This window comes from Agromyces zhanjiangensis, from assembly GCF_040496055.1.
Classification (GTDB): domain Bacteria; phylum Actinomycetota; class Actinomycetes; order Actinomycetales; family Microbacteriaceae; genus Agromyces; species Agromyces zhanjiangensis.
This window is the reverse complement of sequence record NZ_JBEPKB010000009.1, coordinates 52,536-73,661: the sequence shown is the minus strand read 5'-3', so window position 1 is coordinate 73,661 and position 21,126 is coordinate 52,536. Positions and strand designations below refer to the sequence as shown.

Here is a 21,126-nt window from a genome sequence, read left to right as displayed (position 1 = left end):
GGAATCGAATGACCACGGAAGCCAACCCCGTGCCATCGCCCGCCACCCTGTCGCAGTCCCAGAACGGGCCCGAGATGCTCACCGGAGCCGAGGCGGTCGTGCGATCGCTCGAGCTCATCGGCATCACCGACGTGTTCGGACTGCCCGGCGGTGCGATCCTGCCCGTCTACGACCCGCTGCTCGACAGCCGCCGCCTGCGGCACATCCTGGTCCGCCACGAGCAGGGTGCCGGCCACGCCGCCGAGGGGTACGCCTCCTCGACCGGCAAGCTCGGCGTCGCGATCGCGACCTCGGGCCCCGGCGCGACGAACCTCGTCACCGCGATCGCCGACGCGCACATGGACTCGGTGCCGATGCTCGCCATCACCGGCCAGGTGTTCTCCAACCTCATGGGCACCGACGCGTTCCAGGAGGCCGACATCGTCGGCATCACGATGCCGATCACGAAGCACTCCTTCCTCGTCAAGCGCGCCGAGGAGATCCCGGCGACGATCGCGGCCGCGGCGCACATCGCCTCGACCGGCCGCCCCGGACCGGTGCTCGTCGACATCACGAAGGATGCCCAGCAGGCGACGTTCGCCTTCTCGTGGCCGCCGAAGCTCGACCTTCCCGGCTACCGTCCCATCACGAAGGCGCACGGCAAGCAGGTGCTCGCCGCGGCGCAGCTCATCGCGGAGGCGAAGCGCCCCGTGCTCTACGTCGGCGGCGGCATCATCCGCGCCGGCGCCTCCGACGAGCTGACGGCCCTCGCCGAGGCGACGAAGGCGCCCGTCGTCACGACCCTCATGGCCCGGGGCGCGTTCCCCGACTCGCACCAGCAGCACCTCGGCATGCCGGGCATGCACGGCACGGTGCCGGCCGTGCTCGCGCTGCAGGAGTCCGACCTGCTGATCGTCCTCGGCGCGCGCTTCGACGACCGCGTGACCGGCAAGGCGGCGCTGTTCGCGCCCGAGGCCAAGGTGGTCCACGTCGACATCGACCCGGCCGAGATCGGCAAGATCCGCGCCGCCGACGTGCCGATCGTGGGCGACGCGAAGGAGGTCCTCGTCGACCTGCTCGCCGCGTACCGCGAGGTCACGAAGGCCGGCGCACCCGACCTCGAGGAGTGGTGGGCCACGCTCGACGGCCTCCGCACCGAGTACCCCCTCGGCTACGCTCCGACCTCCGACGGGCTGCTCGCGCCGCAGTACGTGATCCAGCGCATCGGCGAACTCACCGGTCCCGAGGGCGTCTACGCCGCGGGCGTCGGCCAGCACCAGATGTGGGCCGCGCAGTTCATCAAGTACGAGCGTCCCAACTCGTGGCTGAACTCGGGCGGCGCGGGCACCATGGGCTACGCGGTCCCTGCAGCCATGGGCGCGAAGGTGGCCGAGCCGAACCGCACCGTGTGGGCGATCGACGGCGACGGCTGCTTCCAGATGACGAACCAGGAGCTCGCGACCTGCACCCTGAACGACATCCCGATCAAGGTCGCGGTCATCAACAACTCCTCGCTCGGCATGGTCCGCCAGTGGCAGACCCTGTTCTACGACGGCCGGTACTCCAACACCGACCTGAACACGGGGCACGACACCGCTCGCGTCCCCGACTTCGTGAAGCTGGCCGAGGCCTACGGTGCACTCGGCATCCGCGTCACGAAGGAGGAGGAGGTCGACGACGCGATCAAGCTCGCGCTCGCGACGAACGACCGCCCGGTGGTGATCGACTTCGTCGTCTCCGCCGACGCCATGGTGTGGCCGATGGTCCCGCAGGGCGTCTCCAACTCCTACATCCAGTACGCCCGCGACCACTCGCCGGCCTTCAGCCAGGAGGACTGAACATGTCGACCCACGTGCTCTCCCTCCTCGTCGAGGACAAGCCCGGCCTGCTGACCCGCGTCGCGGGACTGTTCGCGCGGCGCGGCTTCAACATCGAGTCGCTCGCGGTCGGCCACTCCGAGATCGACGGCCTCAGCCGCATCACGGTCGTCGTCGACGTCGAAGACCTCCCGCTGGAGCAGGTCACGAAGCAGCTGAACAAGCTCGTCAACGTCATCAAGATCGTCGAGCTCGACCCGACGCAGTCGGTGCAGCGCGAGCACCTGCTGATCAAGGTCCGCGTCGACAACACCACGCGCTCGCAGGTGCTCGAGGCGGTGAACCTCTTCCGCGCCCGCGTCGTCGACGTCTCGACCGACGCGCTCGTGATCGAGGTCACCGGCGACTCCGGCAAGACCAACGCGCTCCTGAAGGTCCTCGAGCCCTACGGCATCAAGGAGATCGCCCAGTCGGGCCTCCTCGCCATCGGGCGCGGCGGCAAGTCCATCACCGAACGCGTCTTCAAGAACTGACCAGCGGATGCCGCGGCGTCGCGCCGAGGCATCCGTCACCTGAACCCCACGCAAGGAGAAAGAACAGCAATGGCTGAGATGTACTACGACCAGGACGCGGACCTCTCGATCATCCAGGGTCGGAAGGTCGCCGTCATCGGTTACGGCTCGCAGGGCCACGCGCACGCCCAGAACCTGCGCGACTCGGGCGTCGAGGTCGTCATCGGCCTCAAGGAGGGCTCGAAGTCGATCCAGAAGGCGGAAGAGGCCGGCTTCGAGGTCAAGAACGTCGCCGACGCGGCGGCCTGGGCCGACGTCGTCGTGATCCTCGCTCCCGACCAGTACCAGCGTCACATCTTCGCCGAGTCGGTGAAGGACAACCTGAACGAGGGCGACGTGCTCGTCTTCGGCCACGGCTTCAACATCCGCTTCGGCTACATCGAGGCCCCCGCGGGCGTCGACGTCATCCTCGTCGCGCCGAAGGCGCCGGGCCACACCGTGCGCCGCGAGTTCGTCGCCGGCCGCGGCATCCCCGACATCATCGCCGTCGAGCAGGACGCCTCGGGCACGGCCTGGGACATCGCGAAGTCCTACGCCAAGGGCATCGGCGGCACCCGCGCCGGCGTCATCAAGACGACCTTCACGGAAGAGACCGAGACCGATCTGTTCGGCGAGCAGGCCGTGCTGTGCGGTGGCACGTCGCAGCTCGTGCAGTACGGCTTCGAGACCCTCGTCGAGGCCGGCTACCAGCCCGAGATCGCCTACTTCGAGGTGCTCCACGAGCTGAAGCTCATCGTCGACCTCATGTGGGAGGGCGGCATCGCCAAGCAGCGCTGGTCGGTCTCCGACACGGCCGAGTACGGTGACTACGTCTCGGGCCCGCGCGTCATCGACCCGTCGGTCAAGGAGAACATGAAGGCGGTGCTCGCCGACATCCAGGACGGCACCTTCGCCACGCGCTTCATCGCCGACCAGGACAACGGCCAGAAGGAGTTCCTCGAGCTCCGCGCCAAGGGCGAGCAGCACCCCATCGAGACCACCGGCCGCGACCTGCGCAAGCTCTTCGCCTGGACGCAGGTCAACGAGGACGACTACGTCGACGGCGAGGTCGCTCGCTGACGCTCGCGTCCTCGCGCGTCGTCGTAGTCGGCGACGATGTGCTGCTCGATGCGCCTTCGGCGCGTGGCGGCGGCGAGGTCGCTCGCTGACGCTCGCGTCCTGACGACATCCGGATGCCCCGACCCGCACGGGTCGGGGCATCCGGCGTCTCCGGAGTCAGCCAGCGAAATCGCAGGTGTCCTCTGGTTCGCCGAACTCGGGGAGGTAGGTGTTCCACTCCTGCACGGTCAGGTTGCGACCGGCGATGCGGCAGACTGCGGCGAACTGGCGGTCGGGGTCGAGGTCCCACACGATGACGCCCTCGGGCATCGAGATGGCCATCTCGAGACCATCGGGGCGGAGCATGCCCGTGTTCCCCGTTCCGCCCGTGATCGGCTCGCCGAGGCGCACCCCGCTCGCCAGGTCGTAGAGCATCCTGGATCCGTCCCCCGCGCTGACCAGCAGGGTCCGGCCGTCGTCGCTGAGCGTGGGCGACCCGAGGCCGCCCGCGGTGCCGGGCAGGGTGCCGATCTTCTCGATCGGATCGATGCCGTATCGGTCCACGCGGTCGTCGTTCATGCCGATCAGCTGGCCATCGCCGATGAGGATGAAGGCGCCGAACGGAACCGGTTCATCGGCGACGATCTCGGACGTCGCGGGGTCGACGATCGCGAGTCGGAACGGCGTGACCGCGCCGTCGATCATCGTGACGTCGTCGACGAAGTACGTGACCCCGAGCCGTGAGCCGTCGGGTGCCGCCGACGCCCATGCCGGCATGCCGCCGAGTTCGATCGGTTCACCGATCGGCTCGAACGTGCGCGCATCGAGCACCGAGATCGACGGGGAATCAGTGCGCGTCACCATCCTCGTCCCCGCCTGAATGATCCACAGCCAGTCAGCCTGCATCGGCACCGGCGCCGACGAGCCGTCGCGTTCGATCACGCGCCATTCGTCCTCGCCCGAGTACCGGATCATCAGACGGTCGTCCGCGATCCACGTGATGTCCGACAGCGGAGCGTCGAACCGATACCGGATCTCGCCCGTCGCCGAATCGCGCACGACCGCGTCCGACCAGGAGCTGCTCGCCGTGGGATCGCCGATCCCGGTTGGAGCCGTGATGATCGTGCTCTCCGTCCGGCCGTATCCGAAGGCGAGTTCCCCCGGCGCGAGGAGCCTCCGGGACGGACCGTCGCCCGCGAGGCTCCATCGGGCGATCACGCCCGAGTGGACGAGCATGGCCACCAGCGTCGTGCCGCCATCGGTGACGAAGAGCGGGCCGGTGTCGCCGAGCAGCGACGTGAGGCCCGACTCGAACGCGGTGCCGTCGGCAAGGTCGAGCTGCGGGATGAGCCCGAACCAGCCGGCGCAGTAGACAGTCCCGACCTCCTCGGAGACCGCGACGAAGTCGCACGGCGACGGGAGTTCGTCGTTGTGCCAGAGCAGACGTTCCTCGCCGAGGTCGTAGGCGATGACCCCCGCATCGCCGCTCGCGACGAGCACGCCGGACGGGCTGATCCCGAGCGCGAGGTTCGTCGTGTACTCCGGCACCGGCACCGAGTCGACGATCGTGGCGGTCGTCACGTCCACGACGTCCACCTCCTCGCCGGGCCCTCCCACCATGAGCCGGTCGTCGGCGGCGTAGAGCAGGGAGGTGCTGGATTCGGTCGAACGAGCGGGAAGTCGGCGCTCGGTCCCGGTGTCGGTCCTGATGATCGCGAGCGACCCATCATGGTCGTCGGCGATCGCGATCGATGATCCGTCCGGGGCGACGGCGAGCGCGCCATTGCCGATCTGCACCAGCTCGGGACCGAGGATCGGCTCGCCACGCGCGAGGTCGAGGGCGACCAGCTCGGACGACACGACATCGCGATCGAAGGGTCCGGCGGATTCCACCTCCGCGGGCCGGAGCACGACGCCGACACGGCCGTCGCCGCTCACTCCGGCGAGGGCGACCGGGCGACTGATGAACGGGACCGAGGTCGGCGCACCGAACGCTCGAACGACGGCGCCGGTCCCGAGGTCGCGGATGGAGATGTCTCCGTCCGGCGTCGCGACGAAGGCGGTCTCGGTCCCGGGAACGACGGCGCCCGGAACGGGCGGATCGCCGACGTACGCGTTCCCCATGAAGCCGTCCGCGTGCTGCAGCACACCCATCAACCCTGACCGGGTCCGCGGGTCGTCGGGCCAGCGCCGATACGCCTCGGCGGCGGAGGGCCGAGACATCGCGCTCTCTCGAGCTGAGCGACACCGCCTTCGCGACCAGTGCCTCGATCGTCGCGTTGTCGCGCTGGTCGGCCGCCTCCCGTGACGTCACGACCGCGACGGACCCCGCGACGACGAGCAGCACGATGAGGCTCCCCGCCACGGTGAGCAGACCTCGGAGCCGCCGGTTCTGGCGGCGGTCCCGGCGGGCGCGCTCCGCGAGTTCGTCGCGCTCGGCCGTGGCCCGTGCGGCCGATTCGTCGAGGAATGCCGCCTCGACGTCGGTGAGGTCGCGTGGCGCGGCATCCCGCCACTCGAGCGCCGACTGCAGTCGCGCGCCGCGGTACAGGTCGTCGTCGGGCCGCCCGGCAGCGGCCCAGGCCTCCGACGCCGACGTGACGGCGTTGAGCAGGCGGGTGCTCTCGGCGTCCTCCGCCAGCCAGGACTGCAGGCGCGGCCATGCCGTCGCCAGCGATTCGTGCGCCACCTCGACGGACTCCGCCTCGGTGCTGATCAGGCGCTCGTGCGACAGCCGGGAGAGCACGTCCTCCCGCGCGGCATCCGATCGCAGTGGCCTCGACGGGACGCGACGACGAACGGGCGTGCCGTCCGGTGCGAGGGCGACGAGCCGCAGCAGCACCGAACGGCAGAGCGCGCGCTGCTCGGCGTCCATGGACTGGTAGAGACGGTCGGCCGACTGCGCGATCGCGCCGGCGATGCCGCCGGATGCCTCGTAGCCCGCAACGGTGAGCGTTCCGCCCTCCCGTCGCAGCCAGGTCTCCACGAGCGCATGAGACAGGTGGGGGAGCGCTCCGGCCTCGCCCGCGGCATCCCGGAGGAGCAGCTCGACGAGGCCCGGCTCGAGCCGGAGCCCCGACCGCCTGGCGGGCTGCTCGATGGCCTCGCGCAGCGCCTCGGGCGCCATCGGGCCGACGAGGTGCACGCCTTCGGCCACCAACGGCGCGAGGTCGGGATGGGCGGCGCAGTCGTCCAGGAAATCGGAGCGGACGACGAGCACGACGGTCGTCCCGCATGCCGCGGCCTCCGCGATCGCCGCGGCGGCCGCATCGACGTCGGCCTCGCCGGCGTGGAAGACCTCCTCGAACTGGTCGATGACGATCACGTCCGCGCGTCGCGCACCCCACAGCGCGTCGCGCACGCGCACGTCGAGGTCGCGCTCCGGGACCAGGAGCGCCACACGGTCGCCCCGACGTCGGAGCGTGGGGATCAGCCCTGCGCGCACGAGCGAGGACTTGCCACTGCCGGACGCGCCGGAGACGGCCAGGAACCGGGAGCGCGCGAGCCGTGCGAGGGCCGCGGTCGTGTCGCTCGTGCGACCGAAGAAGTCGTCCTCGTCCTCGACCCCGAAGGGGGGAGCCCTCGGTACGGGCAGACGTCGCTCGCGGGTCGCGGCGCCTCACCGAGGTCGAGTGAATCGTCGTGCCGAAGGACGGCGACTTCCACCGCCCGGAGCTCCTCGCCGGGCTCCGCACCCAGGTCGTCGGCGAGGCGGTCCTTCGCGGCCCGGATCGCAGCCAGTGCGTCGGCCTGGCGTCCACTGCGGTACAGCGCCGTCGCGAGCATGGTCCATCGGCGCTCGTGCAACGGGGCTTCACGCACGAGACGCTCGGCATCGGCGACGGATGCCGCGTGCTCACCGAGTCGCAGGCGCGCCGCGAGTCGCACCTCCTCCACGTCCAACCGCACCTCCTCGAGTCGCTCCGCCTCGATGACGGCGGCCGGCCAGTCGGCGAGGTCGGCGTACGGCGTGCCGCGCCAGAGCCGGAGGGCGCGGTCGGCGGCGTCGACCGCCCGCGCCGGGTCGTCGCCGTCGAGGTGGTCCCTCGCAGATGACGCGAAGCGCTCGAACCGCTCGGCGTCGACGGTGTCGGGGTCGATGCGGAGCGTGTACCGGCCCGGACCGGTCTCGATCGCATCTCGCCCCATGGCCGCGCGGATCCGGGCGATCGAGATCTGCAACTGCTTCGGCCAGGTCTCCGGCGGATCGTCGCGCCACACCGCGTCGGCGAGTTCATCGGTCGTCATCGACCGGTCGCCGCGAAGGACCAGCGCTGAGAGCACGATGCGCTCGCGCGGGCTGAGCGAGACCCCCTCCAGGCGAAGCGGGCCGAAGACCCCGATGCCCATTGTCGCAGTGTTCTCCCGCGGGAGCCCGCGTGTCAATGAACTCCCGCGACGACGGATACCGGGCGGATACCCGTCGGGCGCCGGGCGGATACCGGCCGGGCGCACCGTCGAGGCATGAACACCGCAACCGCACTCATCCGCATCACCGCTGCCGCGTCCGCCGTCGCACTCGGCGTGGCGCTCGCCGGGTGCCAGGGCACCCGCTCGGACAAGACCTCGGAGTCCGCGAAGACGTCGGTGTCGTCCGCCGTCCGCGACGACCTCAGCCCCATGCAGGCCCGACAGATGGAGGAGCTGTTCCGGCTTCCGGTGTCGACCGTCGACGACGACCTGAGCCCGAACGGATCGAACTCGACGACCGCGCCGTCCACGTCCCCGGCCGACGAGGGCGTGGCCACCGTCGACGGCGTCGACGACGACCTGAGCCCGCTCGGCGGACCTTGATCGATCGATCGCTCGCTCACGGCGTCGTGGGCGCTCGACCCGACGGCCTGAGCGTGGCGGTCAACGAGCTGAAGCTCATCGTCGACCCGCCAAGGGCGAGGGTCACCCCATCGAGACCACCGGTCGCGAGCTGCGCAAGCTCTTCGCCTGGACCCAGGTCAGCGAGGACGACTACGTCGACGGCGAGGTCGCTCGCTAGGGCTCCCGCTTCAGCGACCGTCGCCGCATTGGTTCACGAGGGCGCCCATGCACATCGCATTTCGGGCGCCCTCGTCGAATATCCGTCTCGGGGCGGTCAACCCGCCGTGACACCCGACCCGATCGAGTCGGCGCAGGCGGCGTGGTACGCCTCGTCGCCGAAGTAGGTCGCCCACTCGAGCTCGGTGAGGTCGCGGCCCACCATGCGACATGCGGCGTCGCGCATGGCGCCGGGGTCGAGGTCCCAGAGGAGCACGCCGTCCAGGGTGTTCGTCGCCATCAGGCGGCCGTCGGAGCTCAGGAACCCCGCCGGCCACCACTGGCTCGGGCTCTGGGGCGTCGAGATCTCGTCGCCCAGCCGCCGCACGTCGATCACGTCGTAGATCGCGATGCGCTGGTCGTGACCCGACAGCAGCAGGGTCGAGCCGTCGTCGCTGACGTTCATGTAGGCCGGGGTGACGCCGGACTTCGGCAACGAGTGCACCGGCTCGAGCTCACCCGTGCTCCGGTTGAGGCGAGCCGCGCTCGCGCTCACCACATCGCCACCGGGCAGGCCCACCACGGTCTCGTCGTCCTCGAGCCCTCGAGCGACCTCCTCGCCGGAAGCGATGTCATGCACGCTCGTGACGGTGCGGCCGAGGTCGGCGTCCCACCAGGTGAACGAGACCCGACCCTCGCCGACCTGCGAATGCCCGCTTCCGAACATGACGGGGTCGACCGCGGTTTCGATCAGCGTCACGGGTTCGCCGCTGCCGGGGTCGAAGGCGAGCAACCCCTCGTGCATCACCACGAACCCGTAGGAACCGGTCGAGCCCTGCGGCACGAACCATCCGTCGCGCGCGTCGTCGGGCATATCGATCTCGATCGTCGCGTCCGAGTCGACGGAACGCAGCACCTGGTCGCCCAACCCGGTCTGGTTCACCGCGATGGTGTCCCGGCCGACCCACACCTGCTCGAACGCGTCGTCGCTCGCCCGCGTGTCGTCCTCGACGTTCCACAGCCGGACGGCCCCGGGCGATGCGCCGTGCGCGGCGGGCGCGTCAGCGGTGATGAGCAGCGTGTCGTCGGCGCCGAACCCGTCGACCGCGACCTGGCCTTCGGCGATGGGGCGGGTGATCGCCGGCATGCCGTCGACGCGCCATCGCAGCAGGGATGCCGGAGATCGGGTCGTGAACGTCACCACCTCCTCGGTCTCCGGAAGGAGGCCCAGCCCGCGACTCCGGTCGGACAGGGTGTCGAGCGACGCGCCCGTGGCCCGACCGGTCGCGAGCTCGAACTGACGGATCTGTCCGATCCCGTCGGTGCAGACGAATCGGTCGGGCGGCACGATGATCGCTTCGCCGCAGCGCATCTCGTCGGGGGCGCGCTGCCAGAGCACCTCGCCGGAGGCGAGATCGAGGCGCGCGACCCCGCCCTCGTTCCCGGAGACGATGAGTCCGCCGTCGCCGTCGGGCAGCAGCAGTTGGTTGACCAGGTCGCCGGGCAGGTCGCCGAGCCGTCCCAGCCGCTCGAGGCTCGACGCGTCGTACACGACGATGCCCTCCTCGCCGCCGACGTACAGCCGCTCGTCGATCAGCGCGAGACCGTTGGTGTACAGGGGAACGCCCTCGAACTCGAGCGGGTCGTGCTCGACCGAGAGCACGACCGCGCCGGTCGCGAGGTCGACCCAGCCCGGATCCCCGGTGACGGCGTGGTTGAAGTAGGCGCGGGACCCGTCGGCGACCACCACGGGGACCTGCCCGGTGCGGTCGTCGAAGTCCACGGTCGGGAAGGGCTGCTCCCCGGTCGTCAGGTCGACCGCGTCGAAGTAGTTCCTGCAGCAGCTGTCGCGCGCCGGATCGCGCTGCGCGCCCGACTGGATGAACGCGGTCGATCCGTCCTCGCTCACGAACACGTCGCGCTCGAACCTCGAGTCCACCGGTGCGAGGTCGACGTCGTACTCGCGGATCGTGCGGCCGTCGTCGAGATCGATCACCCGGACCGAACGAGGCTCGGCCGTGGCCCCGGGGGACTCGTCGTCGATCAGGCGATCCTCGACGATGAAGGCCGTTCGGGTGCCCGGGACCAGTGCGCCGTTCACCCTTGATTCGCCGAGGGAGAGCCGGGCCACGAGCCCGTCCGCGCCGGTGAGGGCTCCGAACAGGGCGGATCGTGCCCGTGAGTCGTCGGGCCAGCGACGCTGCAGCTCGACCGCGAGGAGCGCCGCGACGGCGCGGTCGCTGTCACGGATGCCGAGCGAGGTCGCGGCGAGCGCCTCGATCGTCGCGTCCTCGGCGGCGGCACTCGCCTCGTTGCCGCGCACGACGGCGATGCCGCCCGAGACGACGGCGGCCACCAGCAGCAGCGCGGCCCCGACGAGCGCGCCGCGGAGCCACGAGTTGCGCCTGCGGTCGAGGGCGGACCGGGCTTCGAGTTCGCGGATCTCCGACCGGTGCAGTTCGAGCGAGGCGTCGAGGTACGCTGTCTCGACCGCGGTGAGGTCGGGTGCCACGCCGTCGCGCCATTCGGTCGCACCGTGCAGGCGGGCGCCGCGCAGCAGGTCGTCCGGCGGGCGCCCCGCCGCGTCCCACGCGGCTGCGGCGGCCTCGATCCGTCGCAGGATGCGGGCGTTCGCCGCGTCCTCGGTCAGCCACCCGTCAAGACGCGGCCAGGTGGTGCCCACCGCCTCGTGCGCGATGATCGCGGCGTCGCCGTCGATGGTGACGAGGCGCGCCTGCACCAGGGCTTCGACGACGGCACGCCGTTCCGGGCTCGAGTTCAGCGTGGCCAGCGGCACCCGGCGGCGCACCGTCACGCCCTCCGGCGTGCGTTCGACCAGGCGCATCATGAACGACCGGCACACCTCCTGGCGGGTCGGCGAGAGCCCCCGGAACACTTGCTCGGCCGACAGGGCGATCGCGCCCGCGATACCCCCCGACGTCTCGTAGCCGTCGACCGTGAGGGTCGCGCCCTCGCGCCTGGTCCAGGTGGCGACGAGCGCGTGCGAGAGCGGCGGGAGGATGCCGGGGCGACCACCTGCGTCGCGAAGGATGAGCTCCACGAGGCCGGGCTCGAGTTCGAGTCCCGCCGATTCGGCGGGGCGAGTGATCGCCTCCCGCAGGCCGTCCTCGCCGAGGGGCGGCAGCGCGTACAGGCCGCGACCGATGAGCGTCCCGAGCGACGGGATGCCGGTCGCCCAGTCGATGAAGTCGGAGCGCAGGGCCAGGACGAGGCATCCGCCCCGCTCGACCCACTCGGCCGAGCGGACGCCGACCTCGCGGAGCTCGTCGTCCGGCAGCGTGCGGAGTTCCTCGGCCTGGTCGATGCAGACCACCGCCGCGCCGTCCCCGAACGACGCCCGGAGCTGCTCGGCGCCCGCACTGCCGGGCGTGACGATCACCACCTTGCGGCCCTGATCACGCAGTCGGGGCACAACGCCCGCGCGCACGAGCGACGATTTGCCCGACCCGCTCGGCCCCACGACGGAGACGACCGACTGCCGACCGCAGCGCGCCAGGACCTCCTCGATGTCGGCATCGCGACCGAAGAAGAGCGCGCGGTCGTCGTCGCCGTATGCGACGAGTCCCCGATAGGGGCAGGATGCCGCGACCTCGCGTTCGCCCGGCACGATCTCGGGTGCCTCGAGGTTCCGGTCCTGCCGGAGCATGGCCGTCTCGAGATCGACGAGGCTTCGGCTCGGATCGATGCCGAGGTCGCCGGCAAGCCGCTCTCGCGCACCGCGGATGACCGCGATCGCCTCGGCCTGCCGATCGGCCCGGTAGTTCGCCAGCGCGAGGATCGCCCAGCGGTGCTCGCGAAGCGGCTCCTCGCGTACGAGGCGCTCGGCGTCGGCGATCACGGAGCCTCGCTCTCCGGCCGAGAGCCTGGCGTCGAGCAGTTCCTCCTCGACGCTCCTGCGGATCTCGACCAGGCGGGCGGCCTCGATCACGGCGGGTGGCCAGTCCGCGGCGTCCGGCAGTGGAGCGCCACGCCAGAGCGCGAGCGCCTTCCGGAAGCCCGCCGCCGCGCGATCGTGCGCGCCCTGCAGCGCCTGCCGCCGGGCCTGCGCGACCGCCTGCTCGAACTTCACCGCGTCGATCGCGTCGGGCTCGATCCCGAGTCGATAGTCGACGCCGACCGTGCGCACGGCCTCGGCGCCGAGCCTCGATCGAATCTTCGCGACGGCGTTGCGGATCTGCTGCGCCCACGTGGCCGGAGGCGCTTCGCCCCAGCACGCCTCGGCGAGCTCGGCGGGGGAGACCACGGCGTCTCGTCGCACGATGAGCGCGGTGAGGATGGTGCGTTCGCGCGGGCTCAGCGAAGGGCCGCCGGTGTCCATCGGGCCGAGAATCCGCATGCTCATGCCTGAAGTATCGAGACAAGCTCAGGTAACGGTCAATTGTGCCCGTTCCGAACGGATATCGCACGGATATCGACCGATCGTCCGCCGATATCCGCGGTTGCGAGCGTGAATGCGAACGCCGGAATCGTTCCGGCCGGAGGGAGCATCATGAACACTCGCATCGGGAACCGCCGCGTACGCATCGTTCGCGCCTCGGCCGGGATCGTGGCCGCCGTCGGAGTCGCCCTGTCATTCTCGGCCTGTGCGACCGCCGCGCAGACCCAGGGTGGAGGGGTGTCGGCGGGCGCCTGGGCGGAGCGGCCCGCGTACCTGTCCCACCTCGCACCGGCCGACCGCCTCGAGGAGGCCATCCTCCGGGAGGCGGAGCGGCGCCAGGCCCTGGCCCAGGAGTTCGCGGGGCTCCCCGCGGACCGCATCGAGCAGCGGATGGCCGCCGCGACCGGTCGCCAGCCCCGCACGGTGAAGGAGTGCGCCGTCCTCGCACTCGCGCAGCGGCCGGTCGTGACCGCCGACACCTCCGAGCGACTCGCGGCGGGACTTTGCGGCTGATCGGTCCAGATCTCACGGAGCCGCCCCTGACCGGAGGACGACATCCGGGCAACCGCATGGCGGGTCGATCCGAGCGGCCCCCATGCGGTGATTCCGGACACTCTCGCCCCCCCGATCACGAACCCACCCCGCGCTGGCGGTCCTGCGCCGTGCCCGGGGAGGAGGTCGCCCCCGCCGTCGGAGTTCGCGCCGACTCAGCCGAAGCCGCACGTGCTGTGGCGGTCGTCGAGGTCGCCCAGGTAGGTGCGCCACTCGGTGTCGCTGAGATCGCGTCCGGCGATTCGGCAGACCTGTTCGAACTGGTGCTCGGGGTCGATGTCCCACACGACGACGCCCTCCGGCATCGAGACCGCCATCTCCAGCCCGTCGGGACGGAGAACCGAGGGCGCCAGCGTGCGGCTGTCCGTGCGCACCGGATCGCCGATGCGCTCACCCCGCGAGGCGTCGTACAGCAGCGCGCTGCCGTCGGCGGCGAGCACGAGCATCGTGTTCGCGTCGCGGCTGATGGTCGGCTCCATCAATCCACCGGCCGCCCCGGGGACGGTTCCGGTCCGGCTGAACGGATCGGTCTCGAATCGTCCCATCCGGTTGCCCTCCATCGCGATCAGGTCGCCGTCCGCGAGGAGGACGTGGGCCGACGCACCGAACGGCCGGTCCGACATCACCCGGTGATCGTCCGCGGCCACGATGGCGAGGCGCGTGTCACGTCGTGCGCTGAGCGTGGCATCCTCCAGACCGAAGCTCGGCCCGGTGATCCAGTGCGTCACCGCGAGACGTTCGCCATCGGGTGAGACGGACAGCCAGAGCGGGAACCCCTCGACGCGCCAGGAGTCGCCTTCGGGCCGACCCGTCGCAGGATCGAACTCCTGGAGCCTGCCGTCGGTGCGTGCCGCGTGGAGTCGAGCGCCGTCGGGCGACGGCCAGAAGCGGATGATGTTCCAGAGGTCGTCGCCGACCTGTTCCCCGGTGGCCAGGTCGATGATGCGGAACAGGGAACCGTCGGAGTGCCGTGCGTAGAGTCGGCGGCCCTGCGCCCATCCTGGGTTGCTCACCGGCCCGTCGAAGCGGTACACGAGTTCACCGGTCTCGGTGTCGAGGACCGACACGTCGCTGAGATCCCCGTCCTCGGAGACCGCGGCCTGCGGCGCGGTCAGGACCAGGGAGCCCTCGAAGGCATACGGGCCGACCACCATCTCCCCGGGCGCGACGAGCCGGCGTCCGGGACCGCTGCCGTCGAGCTGCCATCTCGACACGACGGGGTTGCTCGCGCTGATCGTCGTGAGGCCGCTTCCGTCGGCGCGCACGTCGATCGTGCCCACGGCTCCGTACAGCGGGCCGAGCTCCTCGTCGGGGAGCGGCGTCCCGTCGGCGAGATCGTAGACGGCGATCCTGCCGAAGAGGTTTCCGCAGTAGACGCGCTGCAGGACCTCCGAGATCGCGAGCCAGGTGCACGGAGCGAGATACGGCTGGATGATGTCCGTCGTCCAGCGCAGCCGCCCGCCATCGGCGTCGAACGCGATCAGCGATCGATCGCCGGAGGCGACGACCACGCCCGACTCGTCGGTCGCCATCGCGACGTGCGCGGAGCCGGCGGGCACGGCCATGCTGGTGAGCACGGTCGCGGACTCCGCATCGACCACCTCGACGCGGTCGTCGAGCCGCCCGACGAGCAGTCGGTCTCGGCCGTCGAACGCGAGTGCGGCTGCATAGGTGTCCCGATCGAGACGGGTCGTCGTCTCCCCGGCGACCGGGCGCGTGCGTCCGTCCATCGGCGAGACGAGTGTCACCGCGCCGTCTCGTGCATCGGCGATCGCGACGTTGGCACCCGTGCCGTCGACGGCGAGCGCACCGGTCCCGGCCTGGATGCGGGTCGGTCCGACGATGCGCTCACCTCGCTCGAGGTCGAACACGACGAGATCCGACTGCGGCGAGGTTCCGTACCACGTGACCCCGCTGAACTGCGTCTCCGCAGGCCAGAGCACTGCTCCGATCCGGCCATCGCGACTGATCGCGACGAGCGGGCGGGGGCCGACCGGACCCGGGTCGAACCCGAGTTCGAGTTCACGACGCACCTCACCGGTCACGGTGTCCCTGATCGCGGCGCCGCGTTCCGTCGTGACGACCAGGGCATCCTCGGTACCGGGGATCAGGCGCCCGTACGCCGTCCCGCTGGACGCCACGACGGCGTTGCCCATGAACCCGCCGGCGCCCTGGAGGACGCCCATGAGGCCGGATCGGGTCCGAGGCTCGTCGGGCCACCGCCGGTACGCTTCCGCCGCGAGCAGTGCGGAGACGTCCCGTTCGGACATCCGGAGCGCGAGCGCAGTCCCGACCAGCGCCTCGATCGCCGCGCTGTCGCGCTGGGCGGTCGCCTCACGCGATGAGAGGACCGCCACCGAGCCCGCTCCGGCCAGGAGCATGATGAGCCCGCCCGCGACGGCGAGCAGCGTGCGAAGCCGCCGATTCTGGCGTCGGTCGCGGCGCGCACGCTCGGAGAGCAGTGTCTGCTCTGCGGAGGCGCGCGTCGAGGCCGCGTCGAGGAATGCCGACTCGACGTCGGTGAGGCCCCGGGGCGACGCATCGCGCCACTCGAGCGCCGCCTGCAACCGAGCACCGCGATAGAGGTCATCCCCGGGCCGTCCGGCCGCATTCCAGGCCTCCGCGGCGACCGCGACGGCGGTGAGGAGCCGAGCGCTCTCTCCATCCTCCTCGAGCCACGACTGGAGGCGCGGCCATGCCGTCGCGAGCGACTCGTGCGCCACCTCGACGGCCGCCGCCTCCGCACGGACGAGACGTGCTCGCGAGAGCATCGTGAGCACCTGCTCGCGCGCGGCATCCGACTGGAGGGACTTCGAGGGCACCCGGCGGCGGACCGGGCTCCCGTCGGATGCCAGCGTCACGAGGCGCTGCATGATCCAACGGCAGATCACCCGCTGCTCGAGGTCCATCGACTGGTAGAGCCGATCCGCCGACTGTGCAATGGCGCCTGAGATCCCACCCGAGGCCTCGTATCCGGCGACGGTCATCGTCGCACCCTCTCGTCGAAGCCAGGTCTCGACGAGGGCATGCGACATGTGCGGCAGAGCGCCGGCCTCCCCGCCGACATCGCGGAGGATGAGCTCGACGAGGCCGGGCTCGAGCCGGAGCGCGGCCCGACGGGCGGGCTGCTCGATCGCGTCGCGGAGCGCCTCCGTCGACATGGGTCCCACGAGGTGAACCCCCTCGGCGACGAGCGGCGCGAGGACGGGGTGGGCGGCGCACTCGTCGAGGAAGTCGGACCGGACCACGACGATGACGGTCGTGCCCGCCGCCGCCGCGTCGGCGATCGCTTGGGCCGCGGCATCGACATCGGCCTCGCCGGCGTGGAACACCTCCTCGAACTGGTCGATGACGACCACGTCCGCCCGGCCGGCGCCCTCCGCAGCATCGCGGATGCCCACGTCCAGCTCGCGTTCGGGCGAGAGCAGGGTCACGTGATCTCCGCGCCGTCGCAAGGCGGGCACCACGCCGGCCCGGACCAGCGAGGACTTGCCGCTTCCCGACGCGCCGGAGATCGCCAGGAAGGTCGATCGGGCGAGCCGGGCGAGTGCGCTCCGAATGTCGGCGTCCCGGCCGAAGAACTCGTCCTCGTCGTCGACGCCGAACGGTTGGAGGCCGCGGTAGGGGCACACGATGCTCGAGGCGCTCGGCGCGTCGCCGAGGTCGAGGGAATCGTCGTGGCGCAGGACCGCGATCTCGAGATCGGCGAGTTCGGTCCCCGGATCGGCACCCAGCTCGTCTGCCAGTCGCTCACGGGCCGATCGGATCGCGGCCAGTGCGTCGGCCTGACGGCCGCTCCGGTAGAGCGCGGTCGCGAGGAGGACCCAGCGGCGCTCGCTGAGCGGGGCCTCCCGGACGAGCCGCTCCGCATCGCCGACGCACGAGGCGTGCTCGCCGAGCTGCAGGCGCGCATCGAGCCGAACCTCCTCGGTGTCGCGCCTCAGTTCCTCGAGCCGTTCCGACTCGACGATCGCCGGCGCCCACGCCGAGAGGTCCGCGTACGGGATGCCTCGCCAGAGCGCGAGTGCCCGCTCCGCGGCGTCGACAGCACGAGCCGGGTCGTCCCGGAGGTGCTCTCGGGCGGACGCGGCGAAGCGCTCGAACCGCTCGGCGTCGACGGTCTCGGGGTCGATGCGCACTGCGTAGCCGCCGGGAGTCGTCACGACGGCGTTCCGGCCGATCGCCGCCCGTACTCGTCCGATGGACGCCTGCAACTGCTTGGTCCATGTCGCGGGCGGCTCGTCGCCCCACAGGGCTTCGGCGAGTTCGTCGGTCGTCACGGGCCTCCCGGCACGGAGGACCAGTGCCGAGAGCAGGGTTCGCTCCCTCGGGCTGAGCGAGACCCCCTCGATGTCGAGCGGGCCGAAGATGCCGACGCCCATGTTCCGCATTGTTCGCCTCCGCGTGGCCCCCGTCAACGATCGACGCATACCCCGAATACCGGACGCATACCCCCGGCGGCCGTCCGCATACCTGCTCGGCGCAGCGTGGATGGCATGAACACCGCAACCAGCACCCTTCGCCTCACCGCCACTGCCGCGTTCCTGGCACTGGCGGCCACCCTCGCCGGATGCGCGACCGCTGAGAACGCGTCGCTCTCCGACGGCGCGGCAGGCCAGGCCGTGACCCGCGCCGTGGCCGGACCCGACCTCCACCAGGCGCTCGTGCGCTCCGCCGCCGACCGCTACGTGAGCGAGCTGCTCGTCCGCGCGGAGCTGGCGGGCCGGTCGTCTCATGAGGCTGCCGGCCGCTACGTGAACGAGCTTCTCGTGCGCGCCCGCATGGCGTCTGCATCTGCCGCAGTGGTCGACGACTACCCGAGTCAGTTGAACGGACGCTGATTCGCATGCGATCCACCGAGGTCGCTCGCTCTCGGGTCCATACGTTCCACCCCGCGCAGTGGGGTCGGCGCCGGCCGGCCCCACTGCGCGTTCGGCGGGCACGGCCGTCGATAGGGTGATCACATGGCCCGTGACGGCGACGATGAGGATGCCCTCCGCTGGGAGGGAGACGAGGACGCGACGCTCGCGCCCGGGTGGAAGCGCGTCGGCGAGCCGACGACGCCCGGCGACGCGGCGGGCGACGACGGCGGCGACGACGAGGCGACGGATGCCGCGGCATCCACGAGCGCGGACGGCACCCCTGCGGGGCCGCAGATCGGTTCGGCCGAGCTCGTGCTGCTGGGCGTCTTCGGCGGCGTGTTCCTCCTCTACACGCTGGGCTGGATCCTCACGGTGCTCCGGGTGACGAACACGGCGACCGACCCGGTCGGGCAGTTCATGTTCGCGCTCGGTCTCGCGCTCACCGTGATCGCTCCGGCCATGTGGTTCGCGGTCGCGTTCGCCCTCACGCGCGGGCGGGTCCCGCTGCGGTTCACCTGGCTCGCGGTCGGCGCCGTCGTCCTGCTGCCCGTTCCGTTCGTGGCGGGGGTGACCGCATGAGCACCGAGCCCGCCTCGACCGACCCGGCCGGCACCGGCTCCGCGGCGACCGCTCGGGCCCGTCGCACGCCGTTCTGGATCGAACTGGTGCTCGCGATCGCGTTCGGGCTGTTCTTCGCGTACGACGCGTGGGAGGCCGTCGGCAACCTCGTGGGCATCGCCGGCGTCGCCTCGGCCCTGGGGACGACCCTCAGCGTCACGGGCTGGATCGTCCTGATCCTCGCCATCCTCCTGCCGGTCGCGCTCTTCGCGATCGCCTTCCTCATCGGCAGGCGCCGCAGTGCACTCGTGCAGGGGGCCCTCTACCTTGCCGGACTGGCCGTGTCGGCGTTGCTCTACCTCGACATCCTGCTCATGTTCGGCCCGGGCGCCCTGCTCGCCTGAGCGGCTGCGCCGGTTGCAGCCGCTCGTCTGCGCGCGTCACACGATTCGGGCGGCATGATGCCCCTGAAGTAGGCTGGCCGCGTCATCCGCGCCCCGACGATGCCGGCGCGACCTTCCGCGGTGCGCGCACCGCTTCCCCAATCGCAGTGAGGATCCGTCCGTGACCAAGCCGGTCGTGCTGATCGCCGAAGAACTCTCGCCCGCCACCGTCGACGCCCTCGGGCCGGACTTCGAGGTCCGGAACGTCGACGGCACCGATCGCCCGGCGCTCCTCGCGGCGCTCGCCGACGCCAACGCGATCCTCGTCCGCTCGGCGACCAAGGTCGACGCCGAGGCGATCGCGGCGGCGCCGAAGCTGCAGGTCATCGCGCGTGCGGGTGTGGGCCTCGACAACGTCGACATCAAGTCGGCCACCACGGCCGGCGTGATGGTCGTGAACGCCCCGACCTCGAACATCATCTCGGCCGCCGAGCTCACGGTCGGCCACATCCTGAGCCTCGCGCGCCACATCCCGGCCGCGCACTCCGCGCTCGCGCAGGGCGAGTGGAAGCGCTCCGCCTACACGGGCACCGAGCTGTACGAGAAGACGGTCGGCATCATCGGCCTCGGCCGCATCGGCGCCCTCATCGCCGCCCGCCTGCAGGCGTTCGGCGTCGAGGTCATCGCCTACGACCCGTACATCACGGCGGCCCGCGCCCAGCAGCTCGGCGTGCAGACGGTGTCGCTCGACGAACTCCTCGAGCAGAGCGACTTCATCACCATCCACATGCCGAAGACCCCCGAGACCACGGGAATGATCGGCGCCGAGCAGCTGGCGAAGATGAAGCCGACCGCGTTCGTCGTGAACGTCGCGCGGGGCGGCCTGATCGACGAGGACGCGCTGCACGACGCGCTCGTGGCGAAGACCATCGCGGGCGCCGGCCTCGACGTGTTCGTCCAGGAGCCGCCGAAGGAGTCGCCGCTCCTCGCCCTGCCGAACGTCGTCGTCACGCCGCACCTCGGCGCGTCGACCGACGAGGCCCAGGAGAAGGCGGGCATCTCGGTCGCGAAGTCGGTGCGCCTCGCGCTCGCGGGCGAGCTCGTGCCCGACGCGGTGAACGTCGCCGGCGGCGTCATCGACCCCTACGTGCGCCCCGGCATCCCGCTCGTCGAGAAGCTCGGCCAGCTCTTCGCGGGCCTCGCGCAGGGTCCGCTCGAGAGCCTCGACGTCGAGGTGCACGGCGAGCTCGTCGACTATGACGTGAGCGTGCTGAAGCTCGCCGCGCTGAAGGGCGTCTTCACGAACGTCGTCAGCGAGTCGGTGTCGTACGTCAACGCGCCGCTCCTCGCCGAGCAGCGCGGCGTCGCCGTCCGCCTCATCGCGGATGCCGAGAGCCCCGAGTACCGCAATGTCATCACGCTGCGCGGCGCGCTCGCCGACGGCACGCAGGTGTCGGTGTCGGGCACGCTCACCGGCACGAAGCAGACCGAGAAGCTCGTCGGCATCAACGGCTACGACGTCGAGGTGCCGATCGCCGACCACCACATCGTGATGCTGTACACCGACCGCCCGGGCATCGTCGCCGTCTACGGCAGCGAGTTCGGCGAGGCCGGCATCAACATCGCCGGCATGCAGATCGCGCGCCGCGAGGCGGGCGGCCAGGCGCTGTCGGTGCTCACGGTCGACTCGCCGGTGCCGTCCGAGGTGCTCGACCGCGTTCGCGACGCGATCGCGGCCGACGTGCTCGTCGAGATCGACATCACCGAGTCCTAGTCCGAGACGGATGCCGCGGGGCGGCGGGTCGCACGCGCGACCCGCCGCCCTTCGGCGTCCGCCTCCGCTCGGTTCGCGGCCGCTCCCGTGAAATGGCGGCCTTCGGGCGCCGTTCGGCGGACGTCGCCGGATTGATGCGTGCAGCGCGCACCCGACCTGTGCGTGAGTCCCGCGAAACGGCGGCGTCGGGCGCCGTTTCGCGGGACTCGCCGAATCGTCGC

General features: G+C 71.3%; 13 protein-coding genes and 2 pseudogenes. 10 read left to right on the top strand and 5 right to left on the bottom strand.

Going from position 1 to position 21,126, the window contains the following annotated elements; translation table 11 throughout:
* The first annotated feature begins 8 nt into the window (after positions 1 to 8).
* The 3 genes from ABME02_RS15515 to ilvC all read left to right on the top strand — a co-directional run bounded on the left by ABME02_RS15515 (position 9) and on the right by ilvC (position 3,427).
* Positions 9 to 1,817 (top strand): acetolactate synthase large subunit, encoded by a 1,809-nt coding sequence (locus ABME02_RS15515; RefSeq protein WP_353816237.1) that lies wholly within the window; start codon positions 9 to 11, stop codon positions 1,815 to 1,817.
* A 2-nt stretch (positions 1,818 to 1,819) separates the two neighbouring features.
* Positions 1,820 to 2,329, top strand: coding sequence for an acetolactate synthase small subunit (gene ilvN / locus ABME02_RS15510; protein ID WP_155843547.1), 510 nt, complete (start codon positions 1,820 to 1,822; stop codon positions 2,327 to 2,329).
* 69 nt (positions 2,330 to 2,398) lie between these two features.
* Positions 2,399 to 3,427, top strand: coding sequence for a ketol-acid reductoisomerase (ilvC, locus tag ABME02_RS15505; RefSeq protein ID WP_155049924.1), 1,029 nt, complete (start codon positions 2,399 to 2,401; stop codon positions 3,425 to 3,427).
* A 156-nt stretch (positions 3,428 to 3,583) separates the two neighbouring features.
* Here the strand turns inward: ilvC and ABME02_RS15500 are convergent, their stop codons facing one another.
* From ABME02_RS15500 to ABME02_RS15490, 3 genes and pseudogenes are all read right to left on the bottom strand, one after another.
* Positions 3,584 to 5,266 carry a hypothetical protein gene (locus tag ABME02_RS15500; protein ID WP_353816236.1) on the bottom strand — a complete coding sequence of 561 codons (1,683 nt, stop codon included), beginning with the start codon at positions 5,264 to 5,266 and terminating at the stop codon, positions 3,584 to 3,586.
* Between the two features lie 757 nt (positions 5,267 to 6,023).
* A pseudogene (locus tag ABME02_RS15495) lies at positions 6,024 to 6,920 on the bottom strand (nSTAND1 domain-containing NTPase); the annotation flags it as partial.
* Complete coding sequence (locus tag ABME02_RS15490; RefSeq protein ID WP_353816235.1) at positions 6,836 to 7,756, bottom strand: AfsR/SARP family transcriptional regulator; 921 nt, start codon at positions 7,754 to 7,756, stop codon at positions 6,836 to 6,838. The gene ABME02_RS15490 and the pseudogene ABME02_RS15495, both read right to left, overlap by 85 nt.
* 114 nt (positions 7,757 to 7,870) lie before the next feature.
* Here ABME02_RS15490 and ABME02_RS15485 point away from each other — a divergent pair, with 114 nt between their 5' ends.
* Together ABME02_RS15485 and ABME02_RS18460 are read left to right on the top strand one after the other, a co-directional pair.
* Entirely contained in the window at positions 7,871 to 8,200 is a 330-nt protein-coding gene (locus ABME02_RS15485; RefSeq protein WP_353816234.1) for a hypothetical protein, read from the top strand.
* A gap of 88 nt (positions 8,201 to 8,288) precedes the next feature.
* Positions 8,289 to 8,399, top strand: a pseudogene (locus tag ABME02_RS18460) (ketol-acid reductoisomerase); the annotation flags it as partial.
* Between the two features lie 96 nt (positions 8,400 to 8,495).
* On the opposite strand, the gene ABME02_RS15480 reads toward ABME02_RS18460, so the two are convergent.
* Complete coding sequence (locus ABME02_RS15480; protein ID WP_353816233.1) at positions 8,496 to 12,740, bottom strand: nSTAND1 domain-containing NTPase; 4,245 nt, start codon at positions 12,738 to 12,740, stop codon at positions 8,496 to 8,498.
* A 147-nt stretch (positions 12,741 to 12,887) separates the two neighbouring features.
* On the opposite strand from ABME02_RS15480, the gene ABME02_RS15475 reads away from it, so the two are divergent.
* Complete coding sequence (locus tag ABME02_RS15475; RefSeq protein WP_353816232.1) at positions 12,888 to 13,289, top strand: hypothetical protein; 402 nt, start codon at positions 12,888 to 12,890, stop codon at positions 13,287 to 13,289.
* A gap of 194 nt (positions 13,290 to 13,483) precedes the next feature.
* Here ABME02_RS15475 and ABME02_RS15470 read toward each other — a convergent pair whose 3' ends face one another.
* Positions 13,484 to 17,710 (bottom strand): nSTAND1 domain-containing NTPase, encoded by a 4,227-nt coding sequence (locus ABME02_RS15470; protein ID WP_353816231.1) that lies wholly within the window; start codon positions 17,708 to 17,710, stop codon positions 13,484 to 13,486.
* A 114-nt stretch (positions 17,711 to 17,824) separates the two neighbouring features.
* Between ABME02_RS15470 and ABME02_RS15465 the strand changes: the two genes are divergently transcribed.
* The 4 genes from ABME02_RS15465 (at position 17,825) to serA (ending at position 20,905) form a co-directional block, all read left to right on the top strand.
* On the top strand, positions 17,825 to 18,169 hold the full coding sequence (locus ABME02_RS15465) for a hypothetical protein (protein WP_353816230.1): 345 nt from the start codon (positions 17,825 to 17,827) through the stop codon (positions 18,167 to 18,169).
* Between the two features lie 123 nt (positions 18,170 to 18,292).
* Positions 18,293 to 18,769 carry an Asp23/Gls24 family envelope stress response protein gene (locus ABME02_RS15460; protein WP_353816229.1) on the top strand — a complete coding sequence of 159 codons (477 nt, stop codon included), beginning with the start codon at positions 18,293 to 18,295 and terminating at the stop codon, positions 18,767 to 18,769.
* Complete coding sequence (locus ABME02_RS15455; protein ID WP_353816228.1) at positions 18,766 to 19,152, top strand: bacitracin resistance protein; 387 nt, start codon at positions 18,766 to 18,768, stop codon at positions 19,150 to 19,152. Before ABME02_RS15460 ends, ABME02_RS15455 begins: the two co-directional genes overlap by 4 nt.
* Positions 19,153 to 19,312: 160 nt before the next feature.
* Complete coding sequence (serA, locus tag ABME02_RS15450) at positions 19,313 to 20,905, top strand: phosphoglycerate dehydrogenase (protein WP_353816227.1); 1,593 nt, start codon at positions 19,313 to 19,315, stop codon at positions 20,903 to 20,905.
* Positions 20,906 to 21,126 lie beyond the last annotated feature (221 nt).

Bases quoted from the DNA above. Each gene is read 5' to 3' on its own strand.
- ABME02_RS15515 (WP_353816237.1), top strand. From the start codon at position 9: ATGACCACGGAAGCCAACCCCGTGCCATCGCCCGCCACCCTGTCGCAG.
- ilvN (WP_155843547.1), top strand. From the start codon at position 1,820: ATGTCGACCCACGTGCTCTCCCTCCTCGTCGAGGACAAGCCCGGCCTG.
- ilvC (WP_155049924.1), top strand. From the start codon at position 2,399: ATGGCTGAGATGTACTACGACCAGGACGCGGACCTCTCGATCATCCAG.
- ABME02_RS15490 (WP_353816235.1), bottom strand. From the start codon at position 7,756: ATGGGCATCGGGGTCTTCGGCCCGCTTCGCCTGGAGGGGGTCTCGCTC.
- ABME02_RS15485 (WP_353816234.1), top strand. From the start codon at position 7,871: ATGAACACCGCAACCGCACTCATCCGCATCACCGCTGCCGCGTCCGCC.
- ABME02_RS15480 (WP_353816233.1), bottom strand. From the start codon at position 12,740: ATGAGCATGCGGATTCTCGGCCCGATGGACACCGGCGGCCCTTCGCTG.
- ABME02_RS15475 (WP_353816232.1), top strand. From the start codon at position 12,888: ATGAACACTCGCATCGGGAACCGCCGCGTACGCATCGTTCGCGCCTCG.
- ABME02_RS15470 (WP_353816231.1), bottom strand. From the start codon at position 17,710: ATGGGCGTCGGCATCTTCGGCCCGCTCGACATCGAGGGGGTCTCGCTC.
- ABME02_RS15465 (WP_353816230.1), top strand. From the start codon at position 17,825: ATGAACACCGCAACCAGCACCCTTCGCCTCACCGCCACTGCCGCGTTC.
- ABME02_RS15460 (WP_353816229.1), top strand. From the start codon at position 18,293: ATGGCCCGTGACGGCGACGATGAGGATGCCCTCCGCTGGGAGGGAGAC.
- ABME02_RS15455 (WP_353816228.1), top strand. From the start codon at position 18,766: ATGAGCACCGAGCCCGCCTCGACCGACCCGGCCGGCACCGGCTCCGCG.